This window comes from Mesorhizobium sp. M7A.F.Ce.TU.012.03.2.1 (assembly GCF_004006095.1).
In the GTDB taxonomy this organism is placed as follows: Bacteria; Pseudomonadota; Alphaproteobacteria; order Rhizobiales; family Rhizobiaceae; genus Mesorhizobium.
This window is the reverse complement of sequence record NZ_CP034779.1, coordinates 2,750,063-2,770,886: the sequence shown is the minus strand read 5'-3', so window position 1 is coordinate 2,770,886 and position 20,824 is coordinate 2,750,063. Positions and strand designations below refer to the sequence as shown.

Here is a 20,824-nt window from a genome sequence, read left to right as displayed (position 1 = left end):
CCCTACTCATGCACTCATCAACAGCTGGTATCAGAAAATTATCGATTCGATATCGCAATTACGAGCCGCCTTTCGACGATGAAGATGATCGTATTTCAACAGCTTATGGCAGACGACGTTCCGGGCATGGCCGCGATGGAGGCCGCGGCCTGGGGAAGACTCGGTGCCAGCGAAAAAACAATTCACCACTGGCTTTCGCTCGGGCATACAATGATCCTGGCCATGGTTGAGAACCTTGTTGCCGGCGCGATCTGCTTCGTGGAAACCAACCAAGATCCGCACGATACGGGAAGGTTCCCCAAGACCTTCTCCGCCTACTCTTCGCTTGCCAGGAGCCAACCTGCACGGTCACTCTACGTGTACAATCTTGGTGTGCGACCCGAATTCCGCGGCACCGACATGGCACGCCGCCTGTTGTCGCAAATGTCTGAGTATGGACGGCAGGTCGGTGCGCGTTGGTTGGTCGGCGACGGACGTTGCCCGTCCTACGCGGGAGCACAGGACGAGTTGCCCGACAAGGTTCGGCCGGATCCGGAATTTCGTCGGACCATCGACGATTGGCATCGGACCGGTGTCATGCCTTCGGTGGAATCCATAACGAGGGATCCGCTACTGCGGTTCTATAACCGTGTTCTCCGGTGCGAATTTCTACATCTCGCGTCCGATTTTCTACCTGAAGACATGAGTTCCGGCGGATTTCGCGTTATCTTTGCTGTCGATCTTGCCCGATGATAGATCAGGCTGATCTATTTGACCCCATCGCCCATGGCAGCGATGCGTTTCCCGAATTCGCCCGTCGTCGGAGTTCGGGAGGCGCCAGTTGGGGCAAACCTCCTTATCCCGAGGTCGGTGAAGCCTTCTACGTGTTCAGCCATGCGCTTGTTTCCCAGGCCTTGAAACACCCGCTGTTGCTGCAGGCACCGCCGGGCGCCTATCAGGAGGTCAGGCAAAAGATCAGCGCCAATCCGGCCCTGGACCTGTTGACCCGTTCCATGCTGCTGTCCGACCCGCCGCGGCACATGCGCCTGCGCCGCCCATTGGCTGGTTCGCTAAGCTTTTCCTCCAGCAACGGGCTATTCGACCGGCTTGCGGCCAAAGCGTCGGAACTTACGCAGGCAGCTGTACAAAAACCGGAGTTCGACGCGGTTCGTGATATAGGCCTGCCGCTATCGTTTTCAGGCCTGGAACAGATCCTTGGTATCGACATGGACGATCCCTGGCGGATTGGCGCCGACGCACAGCTTATGGCCAACGCCCTGGAAATAAGGGCCGGCGGCGTAGACGAAGACGCAAACGATGCCTGCCGCCGGTTGGAGGCATGGGTATCCAGCGTGATAGAACACGGTACTGTGCGCCCAAACGGTATTTCAGCTCAGATGCTTGCCGAAGTCGAGGCTGGCCGCTGGCTGAGAGACGATGCCATTGCAAACATCGTATTCCTGCTCTTTGCCGGGCAGGCGACAGTCGTCGATACCTTCGGCAATGCGCTGGTCGCGCTTGCACGCTTCCCAGAACAGCTTTCGCTGCTTGAAGATGGGAAAGTCAGTTGGTTTTCAGCAGCCGAAGAGCTGCTCCGTTTTTGCGCTCCGGTTCACTATGCCGGAGCGCGCATCGCCGCGGAAGATTTGCAATTTGGTGGCGCAACCATAAAAGCCGGGCAGGCCGTCGTACCCGTGCTGGCGAGCGCCAATCGAGACATCTCTGTTTTTCCGGCGGGCGACCGGTTGGATTTGGGTTCCGGCATTTCGTCGGCCCTTGCCTTTGGCACCGGACTGCATGCCTGTCTGGGTCAACACGTCGCCCGGTTAGAAATAGCTGTACTGCTGGAGGCCTTGTTCACGCAGGCCAAAGGCTGGTGCTTGGACCTTCCCAGGGTCGTCAGGCGGCATTCGGTGCTTTTCCACGGTCTGCAAGCCGCCCCATTCATCCGGCCCGCGGATCAACCATCGGTTTGAATTCGGCACTCCATTCGGGTCCCTTCATGCTTGGAATTGTGAGCCCGATATCAAGCGTTTGTGCTTCAGCGACCGATTGAAGCAGATCACCAATGTTGACTAAGCCTGTCAGGTATCGGTAGGTGAGCCGGTGCCAACCCGAACTTTAGGACAATGTCATGAAATATGCTCTTTCCACCCTCGCCGGCGCCACGGCGCTGGCAATCATGCTGATCGCCAGCCCGTCGATGGCCGAGGATGCCGGCATCATTGTCTATAACGCCCAGCACGAAAGCCTGACCAAGGCGTGGGCCGAAGGCTTCACCAAGGAAACGGGCATCAAGGTCACAGTGCGCAATGGCGGCGACAGCGACTTCTCCAATCAGATCGTCGCCGAGGGCACTGCTTCACCCGCAGACGTGTTCCTGACGGAAAACTCACCAGCCATGGCGCTGGTCGAGAGCGCCGGCCTGTTCGCGCCGGTCGATGCCGACACGTTGGCACAGGTTCCGCAGGACTATCAGCCGGCCAGCGGCAAATGGGTCGGCGTCGCCGCGCGCAGCACGGTCTTTGCCTATAACAAGACCAAGCTGACCGCCGACCAGCTGCCCAAGTCGATGCTTGACCTCGCCGATCCGAGTTGGAAGGGCCGCTGGGCCGCCTCCCCGTCGGGCGCCGATTTCCAGGCCATCGTCAGCGCCCTGCTCCAGCTCAAGGGCGAAGCCGCTACCGCCGACTGGCTGAAGGCGATGAAAACCAATTTCACCGCCTACAAGGGCAACAGCACGGTGATGAAGGCGGTCAATGCCGGCGAGATCGAAGGCGGCGTCATCTATCACTATTACTACTTCGGCGATCAGGCCAAGACCGGCGAAAACAGCAAGAATGTCGAGCTGCACTATTTCAAGAACCAGGATCCGGGCGCCTTCGTCTCGATCTCCGGCGGCGGCGTGCTGGCCTCCAGCAAGCATCCCAAGGAAGCCCAGGCGTTCCTGAAATGGCTGACCGGCAAGGGCGGTCAGGACGTGCTGAAAACAGGCGATTCCTTCGAATACGCGGTCGGCAAGGGTGCGGACTCCAACCCGAAGCTGGTGCCGCTCGCCGATCTGCAGGCGCCGAAGGTCGATGCCACGACGCTGAACTCCAAGAAGGTCACCGACCTGATGACGGCAGCCGGCTTGCTTTAGTTGCCATTCGTCCTAAAAGGACACCCGACCACGCTCCCGCGGGAATTCGCCTTCCGCGGGAGTGATTTTGTTTTTCGAGATGGCATTCGTCGATGACGACACGCTGTGTTCCCGACCGCGATCGCGGTCCTTCAATTGCTGCCGCTGGACGGCAACGGCACGGCGTCTGACCTGATGCAGTCCGCGGTCGATCTCGCGCGTTCGGGCCTGCCTTCGGGCACAGGCCGAAGGGCCCGGCGACGCGCACCGCTGTGGCTGGTCCTCGCCGCCATCTTCGTTGCGCTGCTGGCGCTGGTGCCGCTCGCCTTCATCATCTGGATCGCGGTGCAGACCGGCTGGGAAACCGTCTCGGCGCTGGTCTTCCGGCCGCGTGTCGGCGAGCTTCTGGTCAACACTGTCCTGCTGGTCGCGCTCTCGGTGCCGATCACCATCGTGCTGTCGGTTGCGCTGGCCTGGCTGACCGAGCGCAGCGACCTGCCGGGCGACCGGATCTGGTCCTGGCTGTGCGTGGCGCCGCTCGCCATCCCCGCCTTCGTCCACAGCTACGCCTGGATCACCATGGTGCCGGGACTGCACGGCCTGTGGGCCGGCGTGCTGGTTTCCGTTATCGCCTATTTCCCGTTCCTGTATCTGCCGGTGTCGGCGGCATTGCGCCGTCTCGATCCCGCCCTCGAGGACGCCGCCGCCGCACTCGGCCTTGGACCCCGACGCGTGTTCTGGCGGGTCGTGCTGCCGCAATTGCGGCTCGCCATCTGCGGCGGCTCACTGCTGGTCGGCCTGCATCTGCTGGCCGAGTACGGCCTCTATGTCTTCATCCGCTTCGACACCTTCACCACGGCGATCGTCGACCAGTTCCAATCGACCTTCAATGGACCGGCCGCCAACATGCTGGCCGGCGTGCTGGTCAGCTGCTGCTTCGTGCTGCTCGGCCTCGAAGTGCTGGTGCGCGGCGAGGAGCGCTATGCCCGCGTCGGCTCGGGTGCGGCGCGCCATCAGCAACGCGCAAGCCTCGGGCGCGCCACCATTCCGAGCCTGCTCTTGCTTGTCGTCACCACGCTTTTGGCGCTCGGCGTGCCGTTCGTCACCATCGGCGGCTGGCTTGTCGCCGGCGGCGCCGCTGTCTGGCGCCTGGACGAGATCGGCCTGGCGCTTGGGCAGACGCTGTTCCTGGCGCTCGCCGGCGCCTTGCTCGCCACCGTCGCCGCCATGCCGATGGCCTGGATCTCGATCCGCGCCCCGGGGCCATTGCAGCGCCTGCTGGAGGGCTGCAACTACATTGTCGGCTCGTTGCCGGGGGTTGTCATAGCGCTGGCGCTGGTCACCATCACGGTGCGCATCGCGCTGCCGCTCTACCAGACCCTGTTCACCATCCTGGTGGCCTATGCGCTGATGTTCCTGCCACGCGCGCTGGTCAGCTTGCGGGCATCTATCGCGCAGGCACCGGTCGAGCTCGAACGCGCCGCTTCCAGCCTCGGCCGCCCGCCGCTGCAGGCGCTGTGGTCGACGACGATCCGCCTGTCGGCGCCGGGTGCCGCGGCCGGCATGGCGCTGGTGGCGCTCGGCATCATGAACGAACTGACTGCCACCCAGATGCTGGCGCCGAACGGCACCCGCACGCTGGCGATGGCGTTCTGGTCCTACAGCGGCGAGATTGATTATGCCTCCGCGGCACCTTACGCCTTCATCATGGTGGCGATGTCGCTGCCCTTGACCTGGCTGCTCTATGTCCAGTCGAAACGGATGGCCGGACGATGAGCTTTCTCGAAATCGGCGGCCTGCACAAGCAGTACGGCCCGGTGGCCGCCCTTGCCGGCGTCGACCTGAACGTCGCCAGCGGCAGCCGCACGGCGATTGTCGGTCCTTCCGGCTGCGGCAAGACGACCCTGCTGCGGCTGATTGCCGGCTTCGAGGCGCCGGACCAGGGGCACATCACGCTCGACGGTACGATATTGGCCAATGGCGGCGCTGCGGTGCCGGCATATCGGCGAGGCATCGGCGTGGTGGCGCAGGATGGCGCCCTGTTTCCGCATCTGACCATTGGCGACAATATCGGTTTCGGCATGGGTCGCGGCGAGGACAAGCGCACCGAGCGCATCGTCGAGCTCGCCTATATCGTCGGGCTGGACAAGGCGATCCTCAAGCGCCGCCCGCACGAGCTCTCCGGCGGCCAGCAGCAGCGCGTGGCGCTGGCTCGCGCCATGGCGATGAAGCCCCGGCTGATGCTGCTCGACGAGCCGTTCTCGGCACTCGATACCGGCCTGCGCGCCTCGATGCGCAAGGCGGTGGCCGAGCTTCTGGAAGCTGCCGGCATCACTACCATCCTGGTGACGCACGACCAGGCCGAGGCGCTGTCCTTCGCCAGCCAGGTCGCGGTGATGCGCGACGGCAAGTTCTCGCAGATCGGCACGCCGCGCGAGCTCTATCTCAAGCCGAAGGACAGGATGATCGCCGAATTCCTTGGCGACGCCATCATCCTGCCGGCCAAGATATCGGATGGATTCGCCAACTCGCCCCTCGGCCGCATCGCGGTCGACACCAATGACAGCCGCGATATCGCCCGTATCATGCTTCGCCCGGAGCAGATCGCGCTGAAGAGAACGTCGCGCGAGGGCATGTCCGGCACCTCGGACATGCTGTTCGGCGAAGTGACGGAATCCGAATTCGCCGGCTCGATGTGCACGGTCGCGGTGCGGCTCTTGAACAATGCCGATCCGCCCGATGCGGCCGCGATCGGCAACACGCCGCTGGTCCTGCGCAAACCGGGCATGGACGCGCCGGCGGTCGGCGAGATCGTCCGGCTGACCGTATCGGGAAAGGCGCATGTCTTCGCCTGAACACCGTATGCTGGAGCAATTCTAGGAAACTGTGAAGCGGTTTTCCGTCTGGAATTGCGTCAAAACAAAGAGTTAGAGCAGCTCGCCGTTTCCGTGAAACGGTGAAACGCTCTGGGCATATCTTTTGGATTAGCCGACGCGCTTTCCTGTCTGATCGAACCAGTGCAGCTTTTCTGCCTTGGCAACCACGCGCAATTGGTTGCCAACCGTGGCGGTGGCGCGACCCGCGACACGCACGACGATACGGTTGCCGCCTGCCGCACAGTGAAGGAAACTTTCGGCGCCTACCGGTTCGACTGCCTCGACCAGCGCCGGCAGGACGAGGGCGCCGGGCGGCGCCTCCGCATTGAAGGTGACGTCGGCATCCTCGGGCCGAAAACCGAGGGTCGCAGCTCTTGCCTCCCGAGGTGCGAAAGCGATCGCCGTGCCGTCTGCGAGCACCGCGCCCGAGGCGCTTTCGGTCAGTGCCAGGAGATTCATCGGCGGCGCGCCAATGAAGGAAGCGACGAAGGTCGAGGCCGGCCTTTCATAGATGTCGAGCGGCGCCCCCATTTGCTCGACCAGTCCGCCGTTCATGACGACGAGGATGTCGGCCAACGTCATCGCCTCGAGCTGGTCATGCGTGACATAGACCGACGTGACGCCAAGCGAGCGTTGCAGGTTCTTTATCTCGACGCGCATCTGGCCACGCAATTTGGCATCGAGATTGGAGAGCGGCTCGTCGAACAGGAAAACCCTCGGGTTGCGCACAATGGCACGACCCATGGCGACACGCTGGCGCTGGCCGCCGGAAAGCTCGCGCGGGCGGCGGTCGAGCAGCGCCGAAAGTTCGAGTATTTTCGCCGTCGCGCGGACCCGGCTGTCGATCTCATCTTTCGGCGTGCCGCGGTTGCGCAGCCCATAGGCCATGTTGTCGTAGACTTTCATATGCGGATAGAGCGCATAGTTCTGGAACACCATGGCGATGTCCCGCTCGGTCGGACCGATTGAGTTTACGATCTTGCCGTCGATCGCAACTGTTCCCGAGGAGATGGTTTCGAGCCCGGCGATCATCCTGAGCAGCGTGGACTTGCCGCAGCCCGATGGGCCGACCAGCACGCAAAGCTGCCTGTCGGGAACTGCGATTGAAACGCCCTTCACGGCCTCGAAACCGCTGGGGTAGACCTTCTTCACATCCTTCAGATCGACGGTCGCCATCAGCTTCTCACTTTTCGGAATCGACCAGGCCGCGAACGAACCAGCGCTGCATCAGCACCACGACCAGGATCGGTGGCACGATGGCCAGCATCGCTGTGACCATGACCAGGTGCCATTGCGTGTCGGCATCGGCGAAGGAGACCATCTTTCTCAACGCGATAACGATCGTGTTCATGTTGCTGCTGTTGGTGACGAGCAACGGCCACAGATACTGTGTCCAGCCATAAATGAAGAGGATGACGAACAGCGCCGCGATGTTTGTCCGCGACAGCGGCAACAGGATATCGAAGAAGAAGCGCCACGGCCCCGCACCATCAACACGCGCCGCCTCCACCAGTTCACCTGGAATGGTCATGAAAAACTGTCGAAACAGCAATGTGGCGGTGGCGGAGGCGATCAGCGGGATAATCAGGCCGGCATAGGTGTCGATCATGCCGAGATCGACCATCACCTTGTAGGTCGGCAGGATGCGCACCTCGACGGGAAGCATCAAGGTGACGAAGATCAGCCAGAAGAAGGTCATGCGCAGCGGAAAGCGGAAAAATACGATCGCGTAGGCCGACAGGATCGAGATGAAGATCTTTCCCACCGCGATGCCGAGCGCCATGATCGTCGTGTTGAGCAGCAGCCTGCCGACGCTGACGCCGCCGATACGGCCGACACCGCCGAACAGCGCTTCGGTGTAATTGTTCCAGAACTGATCGCCGGGCAGGAGCGGCAATGGCGGCCTGAGGATCGTTTGCAGCGTCTGCGTCGAGGCAACGAACGTGTAGTAGATCGGGAAAGCAACGATCAATATGCCGAGGATCAGCACGGCGTGGGCGATGACGGTGCGGAGCGGTGACTGGCCGATCATCGCTCGCCCTCAGCCGTAATGGACTTTGCGTTCCACATAGCGGAACTGGATGGCCGTGAGCGAGATGACGATGACCATCAGGATGACCGACTGCGCCGCCGAGTCACCGAGGATCAGATTGACGAAGCCGTCATTGTAGACCTTGTAGACCAGCGTTTCAGTCGTCTTGCCCGGACCGCCCCCGGTGACGGCATGGACGATGCCGAACGTGTCGAACAGGGCATAGACGGTGTTGACGACCAGCAGGAAGAAGGTCGTCGGCGCAAGCAGCGGGAAGACGATGGTCCAGAATCGCTTGGTCTCGCCGGCGCCGTCCATGGCCGCCGCCTCGATCAAGGCTTTCGGCACCGCCTGCAGGCCGGCGACGAAGAACAGGAAATTGTAGCTGATCTGCTTCCAGGCAGCGGCGGACACCAGCAGGATCATGGCGTGGGTGCCGTTGAGCAGTGGATCCCAGGCGATGCCGAAACTTCTCAGCATGTAGGCCAGCGACCCGATCGACGGGTTGAAGAGGAACAGCCACAGCATACCGGCGATCGCCGGCGCCACCGCGTAGGGCCAGATCAAGAGCGTGCGGTAGAGACCTTTGCCGCGCACCACCTTCTCTGCCATGACCGCGAGCAAGAGCGCCACGCACATGGCAACGATGGCGGTCGCAAGGGAAAACACCACCGTGACCTTGATCGAGTTCAGGTAGGCCGGATCGGCAAGCACTTTCCTGAAATTGGCGAACCAGACGAACTTGGTCCTCAGTCCGAACGGATCCTGCCTGAGCATGGATTGGTAGAACGCCTGACCGGCCGGCCAGTAGAAAAACACGAGCGTGATGGCCAGTTGCGGCGCCACCAGCAGGTAGGGAAGGATCTTGTTGGGAAACACGACGCGAGGGGTCATGGAGCCACTCCGAGGTGATGAGGCGGGCGGCACGATGTGGCATACCTCTTCGCCAAGATGGCTTTGATGAGCGTTTCGGATTGGGCTTCATCGACCGTTGGCGAAATCGCAAGCGACGGCAAAACTCCCCTCGCCGAGGGGAGATGCCTGGCAGGACAGGTGGATGCGCCGTAGAGCAAGGACCTGCGCTCGCTCTAATTCCCCAGCGCTTCCTTGATCGCCGCATTGCCACGCGTAACCGCATTGTCGAGCGCCTGCTGCGCGGTTTGCTGGCCGGCGAGCATCTTTTCGAACTCCTCGTTCTGGATATCGCGCACCTGCGGCAGGTTCGGCAGACGTACGCCCTTGGAATTGTCGGTTGGCGCCTTACCCGTCATCTGCAGGATCGGGGTCTCGCGACCGACGTTCTTGTCATAGAAACCGGACTTCTTGGTCGCTTCATAGGCGGCAAGCGTTACCGGCAGATAACCCGACTTCTGGTGCAGGTATTCTTGCACCTCGGTCTTCGACAGGTAGGCGAAGAAGGCCGCGACGCCCTTGTATTCCTCGTCGGATTTATCAGCGAAAACCCACAGGCTGGCGCCACCCGGCGTCGTGTTCTGCGGTGCGCCCTTGGCGTCGCTGTCATGGGGCAATTGGCCGATGCCGTAATTCATGCCGGACTTGACGATATCGCCAAGGCCGCCGGAGGATTCGGTCATGATCCCGCATTCGCCGGCGAGGAAGATCTGCTTGGCTTCGGAGGTGCGGCCGCCATATTTGAAAGTGCCGTCCTTGGCGAGGTCCGCCAGCGCCTGGAAGTGGTTGACGAAAATCGGCGCATTGATCTTGAGCTCGACATCGCCGCCGGCCAGACCGTTCTGCTGGGTGGCCCATGACACGTCATTCCAGGCCGCGAAATTCTCCAGATGGATCCAGGTCAGCCAGGTCGAGGTGTAGCCGCAGGCGGCCGCGCCGCTCGCCTTGATCTTCTTGGCGTCTTCCCACACCTCGTTCCAGGTCTTGGGCGGGCTGTCGACGTCGAGACCAGCCTTCTTGAAGATATCCTTGTTGTAATAAAGGATCGGCGAGGAGGAGTTGTAGGGGAAGGAGAGCATGGTGCCGTCCGGCTTCGAATAATAGCCGACTATGCCTGGCAGATACTGGCTCTTGTCGAAGGTCATTCCAGCGCTGGTCAACACATCGGCTGCCGGCTTGATTGCGCCTTCGGCTGCCATCATCACGCCGGTGCCGACGTCGAACACCTGCATAATGTCGGGCGCCTGGCCGGCACGGTAGGCGGCGATGCCGGCATTCAGCGTCTCGGGATACGTGCCTTTGAACACCGGAACAAGTTCATAGTCGCTCTGGCTGGCATTGAAATCTTTGGAGATCTTGTCGACAACTTCGGCATTGGCGCCAGTCATGGCGTGCCACCAACTGATCTGCGTGACAGCAAAAGCGGAGGTTGAGGAAAGCATCATAAAGGTAGCGGCAACACCGGCCGCGAAGCCGAAGGACTTCATGTTTCATCTCCCGTTTGTCATTGGCGAAAGGGGGCACTCCCGCAAAGGCAATATGTGTCGCTCGTGACAATCAGACAACGGTTTTGTTGCAGATCGACGAACTTCGCCCTTTACCCAACGCCACCCTCGCCTCCGCTTGGACGCATGGAAAGCCACACGGCTAGCCGGCTTAGCGAGACGACGAGCGCCAGGAACTGCCGTCGGAACTGCCAAGCTAGCTTTCGGGGTGGCAGCCTTGATTGCAGCCGCTGCAACCCGAAGAGACACGCCAAGGTTGCAGGCGACTTTATCGATCCCTCAACGGCAAAGCGCTACTCAATCCTGCTGCCCTGTTTATTTCCAAAGATCAGGTGAAATAAAATGCTGACGGTCTACAATTGTATCGTCAACGAACACGATCTGAGACTGGTCGCACTCGCCGCGCTGATCTGCGGAATTTCCTGTTTCTCTGCCGTCAACCTGCTTCATCACATAAGCCGCTCCACCGATCGGAACCGGCTTGCCTGGCTGATGATCGCGGCCACTTCGACCGGCTTCGGCATCTGGGCAACGCACTTCATCGCCATGCTCGCATTCACACCGGGCATACCCAGTGCTTACGATCCCGCACTTTCCGTGCTTTCGCTCGCTGCTTCGGTCACTCTGACGGCAGCCGGCATGTGGATCGCCACCTCGCGGAATGAGTTCGACTATCATCTCGTCGGCGGCGCCGTGCTGGGCGGCGGTATCGCGGCCATGCACTACATCGGTATGGCGGCGTTCGAGGTTCAGGGCCGCATCGAGTGGAACCTGTTGCTTGTCGCCGTTTCCCTTCTGGCCGGCGTAACGCTCGCGGCGCTGGCGCTGCGTGTCGTGCAGCGCCGTCCCTCCTTGAAGGCGACATCCGGCGGCGCGGTGCTGCTGACGCTGGCGATCTGCACCTTGCATTTCATCGGTATGGGTGCCGTCTCGATCTTCCCCGATCCCTCGATCGTCATATCCGAATACACGATCGAGCCGACCTCGCAGGCTTTTGCGGCCGCCGCCGCCACACTGGTGATCCTGGTTCTGTCGGCATCGGCGCTGTGGATCGATTTGCGCTTCCGTCGCCAGAAGCTCGAGGTAGACCGCATGCACGGTCTGGCCAATGCCGCCGTGGAGGGGCTGATCGTCTGCGACGGCCACCGCATCATCAGTGCCAATGACAGCATGGCGACATTGACGGGCATCGCAACAGCGACGCTGAACGGAATGCAGCTTGGCGATCTCTTCGGATCCGATATGTCGGGCTTCGGCGAACAGCCGCAGGAGGCCGAATTGAGCGGCCGCGATGGCACGAGCATTCCTGTCGAGCTGATCGCCAGGAGCATCGACTATTGTGGCAAGCCTCACAACGTGGTTGCGGTCCGCGACATTCGCGAGCGCAAGAAGGCGGAACAGGAGATCCTGCGGCTTGCCCATTTCGATCCATTGACCGGACTGGCCAATCGCCGCAGCTTTTCCGGCCGGCTGGAGACGGAAATTGCTGCGATAGGCCGGACCAGGAAAGGCGGCCAGCTTGCGCTTCTGCTGCTCGATCTCGACCGGTTCAAGGAGGTCAACGACCTGTATGGGCACGGCGCGGGCGACGCCATGCTGCAGAAGGTTGCGCACTGCGTTACCGGCATTCTTCGCCAAGGACAGATGGTGGCGCGGCTGGGCGGCGATGAGTTCGCCATCATCGCGCCGAACCTGACCGACCCGTTGGAGGCGGGCCGTATCGCCAACACCGTGCTGACCGCCATGCGCGAGGAAAACCGGCTTTCTGTCGGCGGCGGCCTTGTGTCGGCAAGCATCGGCATTGCGCTGTATCCATCGGATGCCGAAAACCAGGCCAGCCTGATAAGCCACGCCGATACGGCGCTCTACCGGGCCAAGACCGAAGGCAAGGACACCTACCGCTATTTCGAAGCTTCGATGGGGGCCGAGGCCCGCGACAAGCGCGTGATGGAGCACGAACTGCGCCAGGCGGTCGCACGCCAGGAGTTCTACCTCGTCTACCAGCCGCAGAAAGAGATCAGCAGCGGAAAGATGGTCGGCTTCGAAGCCCTGGTCCGCTGGCGGCATCCGACGCGCGGCGACGTCTCGCCGAGCATATTCATCCCGGTCGCCGAAGACAGCGGCGCCATTGGCCAGATTGGCGAATGGGTGCTGACGGCCGCCTGCGAGGAAGCCGCCCGCTGGGAAAATCCGCTGACGGTGGCCGTCAACGTTTCGGCGGTGCAGCTCCACAACACGAATTTCAGCCGCGAGGTCCACGAAACCTTGCTGAATTCCGGCCTGGCGCCCGGCAGGCTCGAGCTTGAGATCACCGAGACGGCGCTTGTCAAGGACATGCCGCGGGCATTGGCCACCTTGCGGCAGGTCAAGGCGCTAGGCGTGCGCGTCGCCATGGACGATTTTGGAACCGGCTATTCCTCGCTCTCCAACCTTCGCGCCTTTCCCTTCGACAAGATCAAGATCGATGGCTCATTCATCAAGTCCGTCGACAAGAACGGCCAGGTCGCGGCGATCGTGCGCGCCGTCCTGGGACTTGGACGCGGGCTCGGCCTGCCGGTTCTGGCGGAGGGTGTCGAGACGCTCGGCGAACTGAAGTTCCTGGACGCCGAAGCCTGCGAGATCGGCCAGGGCTACTATATCGGCAAGCCGGCTCTCATCGAGGAATTCGGCGATCTGACCGGCGTCGTCGCACCCGCTGTCGGCAGCAAACCCGCCAGCCTGCGCGACAGAAGCGTTCTGGCCTTCGCGCCCGCACCCGCGCTAGCCACACGCTAGACTACAGGCTCTCGGGCTTGAGTGCCGTCTCGACCAGCCGCCTGGCGTCCGGCCCCGACCATTCGGCCGGGCCGTTCATGTGGGCGATCAGGCAGCCCTCGCCGTCGATCAGCATGGTGACGGGAAGGCCTAGCGCCAAGCCGCGCTTCTTGAGGTCGTTGAACAGCGTCATCGTCGAATCCCGGTAATAGCCGAGCGTCGCGACGCCGGTATCGCTGAGGAACTTCTTCGGCTTCACATCGTCGCCGGCATCGACGTTGACGGCGACCACTTCAAAGGAGTCGCTGCCCTTTTCCTTCTGCAGCGCATCGAGCGCCGGCATTTCGGCACGGCACGGCGCGCACCATGTCGCCCACAGATTGAGCAGCACCGTCTTGCCGGCATGATCGGCAAGCGTCATCGGCTTGCCGTCCGGACCATTGAAGGCAAGGCTCTTCATGGATTGAGGCGGATCGGCCGGCAAAAGTGCCGCAACCTCACCGGTGGCCGACGCCGCGACTTTCTTGGCGCGGTCGCTCTTGGCCGCGCAAGTCACGTCGTCCCTGCTGTCACCCACGGCAGCTTGTGCCGGTGCATTGTTGCCAGACCGGCTCTCGCTGACATATACCGCGACCGCGCCCGCCAGCGCGCCCGCCACCAAGGCGGCGAGGATCAGGCGCGGGGCCGGGAAGAATCTACTACCGTCTGCCATTTTCTCAAAACTGCTCCGAAGCACGGGTTATAGCCATGAGCGACAAGAAAACCAGCAACCAGATGTGGGGCGGACGTTTTGCCTCGGGTCCGGCCGCGATCATGGAAGCGATCAACGCGTCTATCTCCTTCGACCGCAAACTCTATGCGCAGGACATCAAAGGCTCGATCGCCCATAGCGAGATGCTGGCGCAAACGGGCATTATTTCGGCGGCCGACCAAGAAAAAATCGCTGACGGGCTGAACACGATCCTGAAAGAGATCGAGGCCGGCAGCTTCGAGTTTTCGACACGGCTCGAAGACATCCACATGAACATCGAGGCGCGCCTCGCCGATCTGATCGGCCCGGCGGCCGGCCGGCTGCACACCGCCCGCTCGCGCAATGATCAAGTCGCGGTCGATTTGCGGCTGTGGGTCAAGGATGAATGCTTTCGCGTCGCCGAGGCGTTGAAAGGGCTGATCGAGGCGCTGCTGGAGCGGGCCGAGGAGCATGCCGCGACCGTGATGCCGGGCTTTACCCATATGCAGGCGGCCCAGCCGGTGACCTTCGGCCATCACTGCATGGCCTATGTCGAGATGTTTTCGCGCGACCTGTCGCGCGTGCGCGATGCGATCGAGCGGATGGATGAAAGCCCGCTCGGTGCCGCGGCCCTCGCCGGCACCAGCTTCCCGATCGACCGTCACCGGACCGCCAAGGCGCTCGGCTTCCGCGAGCCGATGCGCAATTCGCTCGACAGCGTCTCGGATCGCGATTTCGCGCTCGAGTTCCTCGGCGTGGCGGCGATCTGCGCCACGCATCTGTCACGGCTGGCCGAAGAGATCATCATCTGGTCGACGCCGCAGTTCGGCTTCGTCAGGCTGTCGGACTCGTTTTCCACCGGCTCCTCCATCATGCCGCAGAAGAAGAACCCCGATGCCGCCGAACTGGTGCGCGGCAAGACCGGCCGCGTCACCGGTCATCTGGTCGGCCTGCTGACGGTGATGAAGGGCATGCCTTTGACCTATGGCAAGGATATGCAGGAAGACAAGGAATCGGTGTTCGACGCCGCCGAGACGCTCGACCTGATGCTGGCGGCGATGACCGGCATGGTCTCGGACATGACGGTCAACGCTGCCGCAATGAAGAAGGCCGCCGGCTCCGGCCACGCGACAGCAACCGACCTTGCCGACTGGCTGGTGCGCACGCTCGGCCTGCCGTTCCGCGAGGCGCATCATGTCACCGGCCGGGCGGTGGCGCTGGCCGAAGACAGGAAGGTGGGGCTGGAGAAGCTTTCACTGGAGGATTTGCAGTCGATCAATTCCGGCATCACGGCCGACATATTTTCGGTGCTGGCGGTGCAGAACTCGGTCAAGAGCCGCACCAGTTTCGGCGGCACGGCGCCGTCGGAAGTGAGGAAGCAGATCCGTGCCTGGAAAAAGCGACTGGCGAAAGCGTAATGCCGGATATTGCGAGCAGTAATATCCCGGATATTGCGACGGGCAATATCTCGGGGTGCAATGCGCCGAGAACTCGGCTAAAAGCGGCGGCTGACAAACGTTTCGGACGGATGGATCGATGACCGGAAGCAGGATTTTGGTGACGCTGACGCTGCTGGTTGCGATCGCGGCCGTTTCGGCCTGCGGCAGGAGGGGCGCTCTCGACACGCCCTATGAGGCGGCCGTGCAGGCGCGCAAGGATGCCTCAAAGGCCCACCAGCCCGTGCCGCCGGAGCCGGAAAAACCGGTCAAGGACAAGAAATTCATCCTCGACCCGCTGATCTAGAGCCGACGAGAGCCGGGCCTTTCAACCCGATCTCATCGCGCCCCAACTTCCGGAACCACTCTCGTGAACCATTTCGACTACCGCGACGGCGTGCTCCATGCCGAGGACGTGGCGATCCCCGACATCGCCGCACAGATCGGCACGCCATTCTACTGCTATTCGACGGCGACCCTGACCAGGCACTACCGGGTGTTTGCCCAGTCCTTTGCAGGGCTGGACGCGCTGGTCTGCTACGCCATGAAGGCCAATTCCAACCAGGCCGTCCTGCGGACGCTGGCCAAGCTCGGCGCCGGCGCCGACGTGGTTTCGGAAGGTGAATTGCGCCGGGCGCTCGCCGCCGGCATTCCGGCCGGCAAGATCCTGTTTTCGGGCGTCGGCAAGACCGCGCGCGAAATGGACTTTGCCCTTGCTGCCGGCATCCTTTGCTTCAACGTCGAATCCGAGCCTGAACTCGAGCTGTTGTCGGCGCGAGCCACCGCCCTTGGCAAGGTGGCGTCGATCTCGCTGCGCATCAATCCCGACGTCGACGCCAAGACCCACAAGAAGATCTCCACCGGCAAGGCCGAGAACAAGTTCGGCATCCCGTGGCAGCGGGCGCGGCAGGTTTATGCCCGCGCGGCAAAGCTTCCCGGCATCAGGATCACCGGCATCGATACCCATATCGGCAGCCAGATCACCGAGCTGCAGCCCTTCGACGATGCCTTCGCCCTGCTTGTCGATCTCGTCGGCGCGCTGCGGGCGGACGGCCATGCCATCGAGCATATCGATGTCGGCGGCGGGCTCGGCATTCCCTACCGCATCGACAACAACCCGCCGCCGCTGCCCGACGCCTATGCCCAGATCGTCAGGAAGCATGTCACCAAGCTCGGGCTGAAGGTGATGTTCGAGCCTGGCCGGCTGATATCGGGCAATGCCGGCATCCTCGTCTCGGAAGTGATCTTCGTGAAGGAAGGCGACGCCAAGAACTTCCTCGTCGTTGATGCCGCCATGAACGATCTCATCCGGCCGACGCTCTACGACGCCTTCCACGACATCCGTCCGGTCGTGCAGCCGCCGGCCGACACGCCGCGCATGATGGTCGACGTGGTAGGCCCGGTCTGCGAGACCGGCGACTATATCGGCCTGGACCGCGATCTGCCCAGGCTGAAGGCCGGCGACCTGATTGCCGTCTCCACCGCCGGCGCCTATGGCGCGGTGCAGGCCGGCACCTACAACACCCGCCTGCTGGTGCCGGAGGTGCTGGTCGACGGCGACCGGTTCCACGTCGTGCGCCCACGCCCGACCTATGACGACCTGATCGGGCTGGATTCCATGCCCGACTGGCTTGCATAGAAGCGCCGGAAACACACCTACCCGTCATAGGGAGCAAGTCATGACGAACGGCATCACCGTCACACGCGAGCGCATTGCCGCGATGGAACCGCGCATCCGCCCCTATATCAGGCACACGCCGGTGCTGCGCGTCGACATGGCCGACTTCGACCAGCCGCCGCTGGCCGTCGACCTGAAGCTCGAATGCCTGCAGCATTCCGGCTCGTTCAAGGCGCGCGGCGCCTTCACCAATCTCTTGGAGCGTCCGGTTCCCGAGGCCGGTGTCGTCGCAGCATCGGGCGGCAACCATGGCGCGGCCGTCGCCTATGCCGCCATGCGGCTCGGCCACAAGGCGACCATCTTCGTTCCCGAAGTGAGCCCGCCAGCCAAACTGGAGCGAATCCGCTCCTACGGCGCCGAACTGATCGTCGGCGGCGCCCGCTACGCCGAGGCGCTGGCGGCCAGCGAACGGTTCGCCGAGGAGACCGGCGCCTTGCAGATCCATGCCTTCATCCAGGAGGAAACGCTCGTCGGCCAGGGCACGCTCGGGCTCGAAATCGAGAGCGATTTGCCTCGGATCGACATGCTGCTGGTCGCTGTCGGCGGCGGCGGCCTGATCGGCGGCATCGCTGCCTGGTTTGCCGGCCGCATCCGCATTATCGCCGTCGAGCCGGAAGGAGCACCGACGCTGCATCGCGCCTTCGAGGCCGGACACCCCGTCGACGCACCGGCCGAGGGCATCGCCGCCGATTCACTGGCGCCAAAGCGCGTCGGCGAAATGATGTTCCCGATTGCCGAAGCCTTTGTCGAACGCTCGATCCTGGTCAGCGACGACGACATCATCGCCGCGCAGAAGGCGCTGTGGAACCGGGCCCGCATCATCTCCGAGCCGGGTGGCGCCGCCGCCTTTGCCGCGGTCCTGTCGGGCCGCTATGCGCCGGCGGCGGGCGAACGGGTCGCCGTACTGGTCTGCGGAGCGAATGCGGACCCCGCTACCTTCTAAAGGGCCTGCTGCCTTCTAAAGGGCCTGCAGCCTTCTAAAGGGTATGCAGGATGGAACTATAACGGTCCACTTCACGTTTTTCCGAACTGCCTCGCCTTTGCCGTGTTTGCTGGTATTCTTTGAGTCGTGAGGCGTCGGGCTATCCTGCCCGCTCCACAGCATGATCCCGAAAAGTGAAATCCCTTTCGGAACAGATCATGCTCAAAGGGATAGGGCCGCATCCCGGTTTTCGGGATAGGCTCAAGGAAGGGCCGATGACGCAACGACCCACCTTCAGCAGCGATCGCGGCCTGGCCGGACGCCTGGCCTTGAGCCGGTTGGCGACGCGGGTCTCGATGATGGTCGAGCGCGGCTGGCCGTTGCTGCTTCCGCTCGTCATCGTCGCCAGCCTGTTCCTCAGCATCTCCTGGCTGGGGCTGTTCTCCCGGCTGCCGGATATGGCGCGCGTCGGCCTGGTCGCTGCTTTTGCCATAGCGGCACTGGCCGCGCTCTATCCGCTGCGCTTCTTCCGCCTGCCGGGCGCCGCCGAAATCGACCGCCGCATAGAGGCCGCCAATCAACTGTTGCACAGCCCGGTGCTGGTGCAGACCGACCGGCCCAGCGGCCGGGAAAGCAGCTTCTCGCAGGCGCTGTGGCGCGAACACCAGAAGCGTATGGCTGGAAAGCTCGACAACCTTGGCGCCGACCTGCCGCGCACGCGCGTGCCGGAGCGCGACCCCTGGGGGCTGCGCGCGGTGGCGGCCCTTTTGCTCGTTACCGCCTTCGCCTTCTCCTTCGGGCCGACGGGCGGCAGGATCAGCGACGGCTTCACTGCCCATGGCGCGCGCGATATCGTGCCGCCGCGCATCGATGCATGGGTGACGCCACCGGCCTATACCGGCAAGCCGCCGATCTTCCTGACCGCCGACGCCAACCAGGCGATCCCGACCTTTACGGTTCCCGAAGGCAGTGACGTTTCGCTGCGCGTGACGGGCGGCTCAGGCGAGGAAACGCTCGGCTATGCCGACAAGAATGGCAACGCCCGCGTCATCGACCCCGCTGCGCCGCAGGCCGCCGCCAAGCCGGCTGCAAGCCCGGCGCCGCCGTCCAAGGTGCGCCAGTTCACCAGCAAGCTGACCGGCGACGGCACGCTGACGCTGACGTCGGGCGAGGACCAGCTCGGCCGCTGGGCCTTCGCGGTCATATCGGACAAGCCGCCGCAGATCCGCTTCGTCGGCGAGCCCAAGCGCGCCGCAAACGGCGCCTTCGAGCTAAACTACCAGATCGACGACGACTATGGCGCCGCCACCGCCAAAGCGGTGTTCGCGCTCGCCGATCCGCAGGCGCCCAATGCGCGCCCGCTGTACGGTGCACCTGAAATGCCGCTGACGCTGCCGCGCCGCGGCGGCAAGTCGAACGCCGCCAAGACCTCCAAGGACCTGACCGAGCATGTCTGGGCCGGCAGCAGCATCAAGCTGACGCTGGTCGCCACCGATGATGCCGGGCACACCGCATCGAGCGAAACCAAGACGCTGCTGATGCCGGAGCGGCCTTTCGCCAATCCGCTGGCACGCGCCGTGATCGAACAGCGCCGCCTGCTGGCGCTCGACGCCAACGCCAAGCCGCGCGTGCTCGACCTGATGGACGCCATCACACTTCGGCCGGAAGACACGTTCGACAACATGTCTCACTATCTCGCCATCATGAGCGCCCGCACCCGGCTGAAGATGGCCGAGAGCGACGATCAATTGCGCAGCGAGGTCTCCTATCTCTGGGAAATCGCGCTCGGCATCGAGGAAGGCAATCTATCGGCCGCCGAAAAGCGGTTGCGCCAGGCGCAACAGGCGCTGCAGGACGCCATCAAGAATGGCGCCAGCGACGCTGAAATCGAAAAGGCGATGAAGGAACTGCGCGAGGCGATGAACCAGTTCCTGCAGGAATTCGCGGAGCGCGCCAAGCAGAATCCCAACGCCCCGCAGATGCAGCAGAACGGCCAGGAATTGCGCCAGAGCGACATCGATCGCATGATGGACCAGATCGAAAACCTGGCGAAGTCCGGAGATCGCGACAAGGCCCAGCAACTGCTGTCGCAACTGCAGGACATGATGAACAATCTGCAAGCCGGCCGTCAGCAGCAAGGCGGCCAGCAGGACAGCGAGATGCGCCAGCAGATGGACAAGCTGGGTGAGATCCTGCGGCGTCAGCAGGAGATGATGAACGACACCTTCCGCATGGATCAGATGCAACGCGGCGAGCGCCAGCGCGGGCAGAACCGTGACGAGCAGCTCGGCGAAGGCGGCCAGGATGAGGACAGACCCGGCGTCGGCGAAGACCGCGATCCGCTCGCCCGGCAAAAGCCGATGACACCCCAGGAATTCGCCGATGCGCTGAAACAGCTGCAGCAGGGCCAGGGCCAGCTGCAAAGCGACCTGGATCAGCTGAAGAAGGGCCTCGAAGGCATGGGTATGGAGCCCAATGAAGGATTTGGCGAGGCCGGCAAGTCCATGGGCAATGCCGAACAGGCACTCGGCGAGGGCGAAGGCGATGCGGCCGTCGGTCATCAGGGCCGGGCGCTGGAAGCGCTGCGCAAGGGCGCCAAGGACATGATGAAGCAGATGCAGGCCATGCAGGGCGACCAGGGCGGCGGCGAGGAAGGCGGCCGCCAGCAGAACGCCGATCGTGATCCGCTCGGCCGGCCACGCGCCAGCCAGGGTCCCGATTTCGGCGATTCGGTGAAGGTGCCCGACGAGATCGACGTGCAGCGCGCCCGTCAGATTCTGGAAGCGATCCGCAAACGGCTCGGCAATGCGCTCAGCCCCGACATCGAACGCAGCTATCTGGAACGGCTGCTCGAGCTGAAATAGAGCAATTCCAGGAAA

The 20,824-nt window shown here is 63.0% G+C and carries 16 protein-coding genes; 11 read left to right on the top strand and 5 right to left on the bottom strand.

The genetic code is table 11. The features are described from left to right. Positions 1 to 78 precede the first annotated feature (78 nt). From EJ079_RS13365 to EJ079_RS13345, 5 genes are all read left to right on the top strand, one after another. A complete protein-coding gene (locus tag EJ079_RS13365; RefSeq protein WP_127809209.1) occupies positions 79 to 732 on the top strand; it encodes a GNAT family N-acetyltransferase in 654 nt (217 codons plus the stop codon). Then, positions 729 to 1,955, top strand: a complete 1,227-nt coding sequence (locus EJ079_RS13360; protein ID WP_127809208.1) for a cytochrome P450 — start codon at positions 729 to 731, stop codon at positions 1,953 to 1,955. Before EJ079_RS13365 ends, EJ079_RS13360 begins: the two co-directional genes overlap by 4 nt. A gap of 158 nt (positions 1,956 to 2,113) precedes the next feature. Beyond that, complete coding sequence (locus tag EJ079_RS13355) at positions 2,114 to 3,121, top strand: iron ABC transporter substrate-binding protein (protein WP_127268508.1); 1,008 nt, start codon at positions 2,114 to 2,116, stop codon at positions 3,119 to 3,121. A 174-nt stretch (positions 3,122 to 3,295) separates the two neighbouring features. Continuing rightward, positions 3,296 to 4,876 (top strand): iron ABC transporter permease, encoded by a 1,581-nt coding sequence (locus tag EJ079_RS13350; RefSeq protein WP_164873943.1) that lies wholly within the window; start codon positions 3,296 to 3,298, stop codon positions 4,874 to 4,876. Beyond that, a complete protein-coding gene (locus EJ079_RS13345; RefSeq protein WP_127268506.1) occupies positions 4,873 to 5,955 on the top strand; it encodes an ABC transporter ATP-binding protein in 1,083 nt (360 codons plus the stop codon). Before EJ079_RS13350 ends, EJ079_RS13345 begins: the two co-directional genes overlap by 4 nt. Before the next feature lie 129 nt (positions 5,956 to 6,084). On the opposite strand, the gene EJ079_RS13340 is transcribed toward EJ079_RS13345, so the two are convergent. The 4 genes from EJ079_RS13340 to ugpB all read right to left on the bottom strand — a co-directional run bounded on the left by EJ079_RS13340 (position 6,085) and on the right by ugpB (position 10,407). Continuing rightward, a complete protein-coding gene (locus EJ079_RS13340) occupies positions 6,085 to 7,152 on the bottom strand; it encodes a sn-glycerol-3-phosphate import ATP-binding protein UgpC (RefSeq protein WP_127809206.1) in 1,068 nt (355 codons plus the stop codon). Between the two features lie 7 nt (positions 7,153 to 7,159). Further along, positions 7,160 to 8,008: a sn-glycerol-3-phosphate ABC transporter permease UgpE gene (gene ugpE / locus EJ079_RS13335; protein WP_127809205.1), complete on the bottom strand. Its 849-nt coding sequence runs from the start codon at positions 8,006 to 8,008 to the stop codon at positions 7,160 to 7,162. 9 nt (positions 8,009 to 8,017) lie between these two features. Next, positions 8,018 to 8,902 (bottom strand): sn-glycerol-3-phosphate ABC transporter permease UgpA, encoded by an 885-nt coding sequence (ugpA, locus tag EJ079_RS13330; RefSeq protein ID WP_023811118.1) that lies wholly within the window; start codon positions 8,900 to 8,902, stop codon positions 8,018 to 8,020. 194 nt (positions 8,903 to 9,096) lie between these two features. Next, positions 9,097 to 10,407 carry a sn-glycerol-3-phosphate ABC transporter substrate-binding protein UgpB gene (gene ugpB, locus EJ079_RS13325; RefSeq protein ID WP_127809204.1) on the bottom strand — a complete coding sequence of 437 codons (1,311 nt, stop codon included), beginning with the start codon at positions 10,405 to 10,407 and terminating at the stop codon, positions 9,097 to 9,099. Between the two features lie 360 nt (positions 10,408 to 10,767). On the opposite strand from ugpB, the gene EJ079_RS13320 reads away from it, so the two are divergent. Next, positions 10,768 to 13,200: an EAL domain-containing protein gene (locus EJ079_RS13320; protein WP_127809203.1), complete on the top strand. Its 2,433-nt coding sequence runs from the start codon at positions 10,768 to 10,770 to the stop codon at positions 13,198 to 13,200. Position 13,201: 1 nt separating this feature from the next. Here the strand turns inward: EJ079_RS13320 and EJ079_RS13315 are convergent, their stop codons facing one another. Then, positions 13,202 to 13,891: a TlpA disulfide reductase family protein gene (locus tag EJ079_RS13315; protein WP_127395970.1), complete on the bottom strand. Its 690-nt coding sequence runs from the start codon at positions 13,889 to 13,891 to the stop codon at positions 13,202 to 13,204. A gap of 35 nt (positions 13,892 to 13,926) precedes the next feature. Between EJ079_RS13315 and argH the strand changes: the two genes are divergently transcribed. The 5 genes from argH to EJ079_RS13290 all read left to right on the top strand — a co-directional run bounded on the left by argH (position 13,927) and on the right by EJ079_RS13290 (position 20,809). Further along, a complete protein-coding gene (argH, locus tag EJ079_RS13310; protein WP_127408624.1) occupies positions 13,927 to 15,327 on the top strand; it encodes an argininosuccinate lyase in 1,401 nt (466 codons plus the stop codon). Between the two features lie 118 nt (positions 15,328 to 15,445). Continuing rightward, positions 15,446 to 15,652 (top strand): lipoprotein, encoded by a 207-nt coding sequence (locus tag EJ079_RS13305; RefSeq protein WP_023811112.1) that lies wholly within the window; start codon positions 15,446 to 15,448, stop codon positions 15,650 to 15,652. Positions 15,653 to 15,715: 63 nt separating this feature from the next. Then, positions 15,716 to 16,984: a diaminopimelate decarboxylase gene (gene lysA / locus EJ079_RS13300; protein ID WP_127380008.1), complete on the top strand. Its 1,269-nt coding sequence runs from the start codon at positions 15,716 to 15,718 to the stop codon at positions 16,982 to 16,984. Positions 16,985 to 17,024: 40 nt separating this feature from the next. Continuing rightward, positions 17,025 to 17,966: a threonine/serine dehydratase gene (locus EJ079_RS13295; RefSeq protein ID WP_127809202.1), complete on the top strand. Its 942-nt coding sequence runs from the start codon at positions 17,025 to 17,027 to the stop codon at positions 17,964 to 17,966. Between the two features lie 254 nt (positions 17,967 to 18,220). After that, on the top strand, positions 18,221 to 20,809 hold the full coding sequence (locus tag EJ079_RS13290) for a TIGR02302 family protein (RefSeq protein ID WP_127809201.1): 2,589 nt from the start codon (positions 18,221 to 18,223) through the stop codon (positions 20,807 to 20,809). The last annotated feature ends 15 nt before the right edge of the window (positions 20,810 to 20,824 follow it).

Excerpts from the sequence above, each read along its gene's own strand:
- ugpA (WP_023811118.1), bottom strand. The coding sequence starts at position 8,902 with ATGACCCCTCGCGTCGTGTTTCCCAACAAGATCCTTCCCTACCTGCTG.
- EJ079_RS13350 (WP_164873943.1), top strand. The coding sequence starts at position 3,296 with ATGCAGTCCGCGGTCGATCTCGCGCGTTCGGGCCTGCCTTCGGGCACA.
- EJ079_RS13295 (WP_127809202.1), top strand. The coding sequence starts at position 17,025 with ATGACGAACGGCATCACCGTCACACGCGAGCGCATTGCCGCGATGGAA.
- ugpE (WP_127809205.1), bottom strand. The coding sequence starts at position 8,008 with ATGATCGGCCAGTCACCGCTCCGCACCGTCATCGCCCACGCCGTGCTG.
- EJ079_RS13365 (WP_127809209.1), top strand. The coding sequence starts at position 79 with ATGAAGATGATCGTATTTCAACAGCTTATGGCAGACGACGTTCCGGGC.
- EJ079_RS13320 (WP_127809203.1), top strand. The coding sequence starts at position 10,768 with ATGCTGACGGTCTACAATTGTATCGTCAACGAACACGATCTGAGACTG.
- EJ079_RS13340 (WP_127809206.1), bottom strand. The coding sequence starts at position 7,152 with ATGGCGACCGTCGATCTGAAGGATGTGAAGAAGGTCTACCCCAGCGGT.
- EJ079_RS13290 (WP_127809201.1), top strand. The coding sequence starts at position 18,221 with ATGACGCAACGACCCACCTTCAGCAGCGATCGCGGCCTGGCCGGACGC.
- EJ079_RS13355 (WP_127268508.1), top strand. The coding sequence starts at position 2,114 with ATGAAATATGCTCTTTCCACCCTCGCCGGCGCCACGGCGCTGGCAATC.
- argH (WP_127408624.1), top strand. The coding sequence starts at position 13,927 with ATGAGCGACAAGAAAACCAGCAACCAGATGTGGGGCGGACGTTTTGCC.
- EJ079_RS13305 (WP_023811112.1), top strand. The coding sequence starts at position 15,446 with ATGACCGGAAGCAGGATTTTGGTGACGCTGACGCTGCTGGTTGCGATC.
- EJ079_RS13345 (WP_127268506.1), top strand. The coding sequence starts at position 4,873 with ATGAGCTTTCTCGAAATCGGCGGCCTGCACAAGCAGTACGGCCCGGTG.
- EJ079_RS13360 (WP_127809208.1), top strand. The coding sequence starts at position 729 with ATGATAGATCAGGCTGATCTATTTGACCCCATCGCCCATGGCAGCGAT.
- ugpB (WP_127809204.1), bottom strand. The coding sequence starts at position 10,407 with ATGAAGTCCTTCGGCTTCGCGGCCGGTGTTGCCGCTACCTTTATGATG.
- EJ079_RS13315 (WP_127395970.1), bottom strand. The coding sequence starts at position 13,891 with ATGGCAGACGGTAGTAGATTCTTCCCGGCCCCGCGCCTGATCCTCGCC.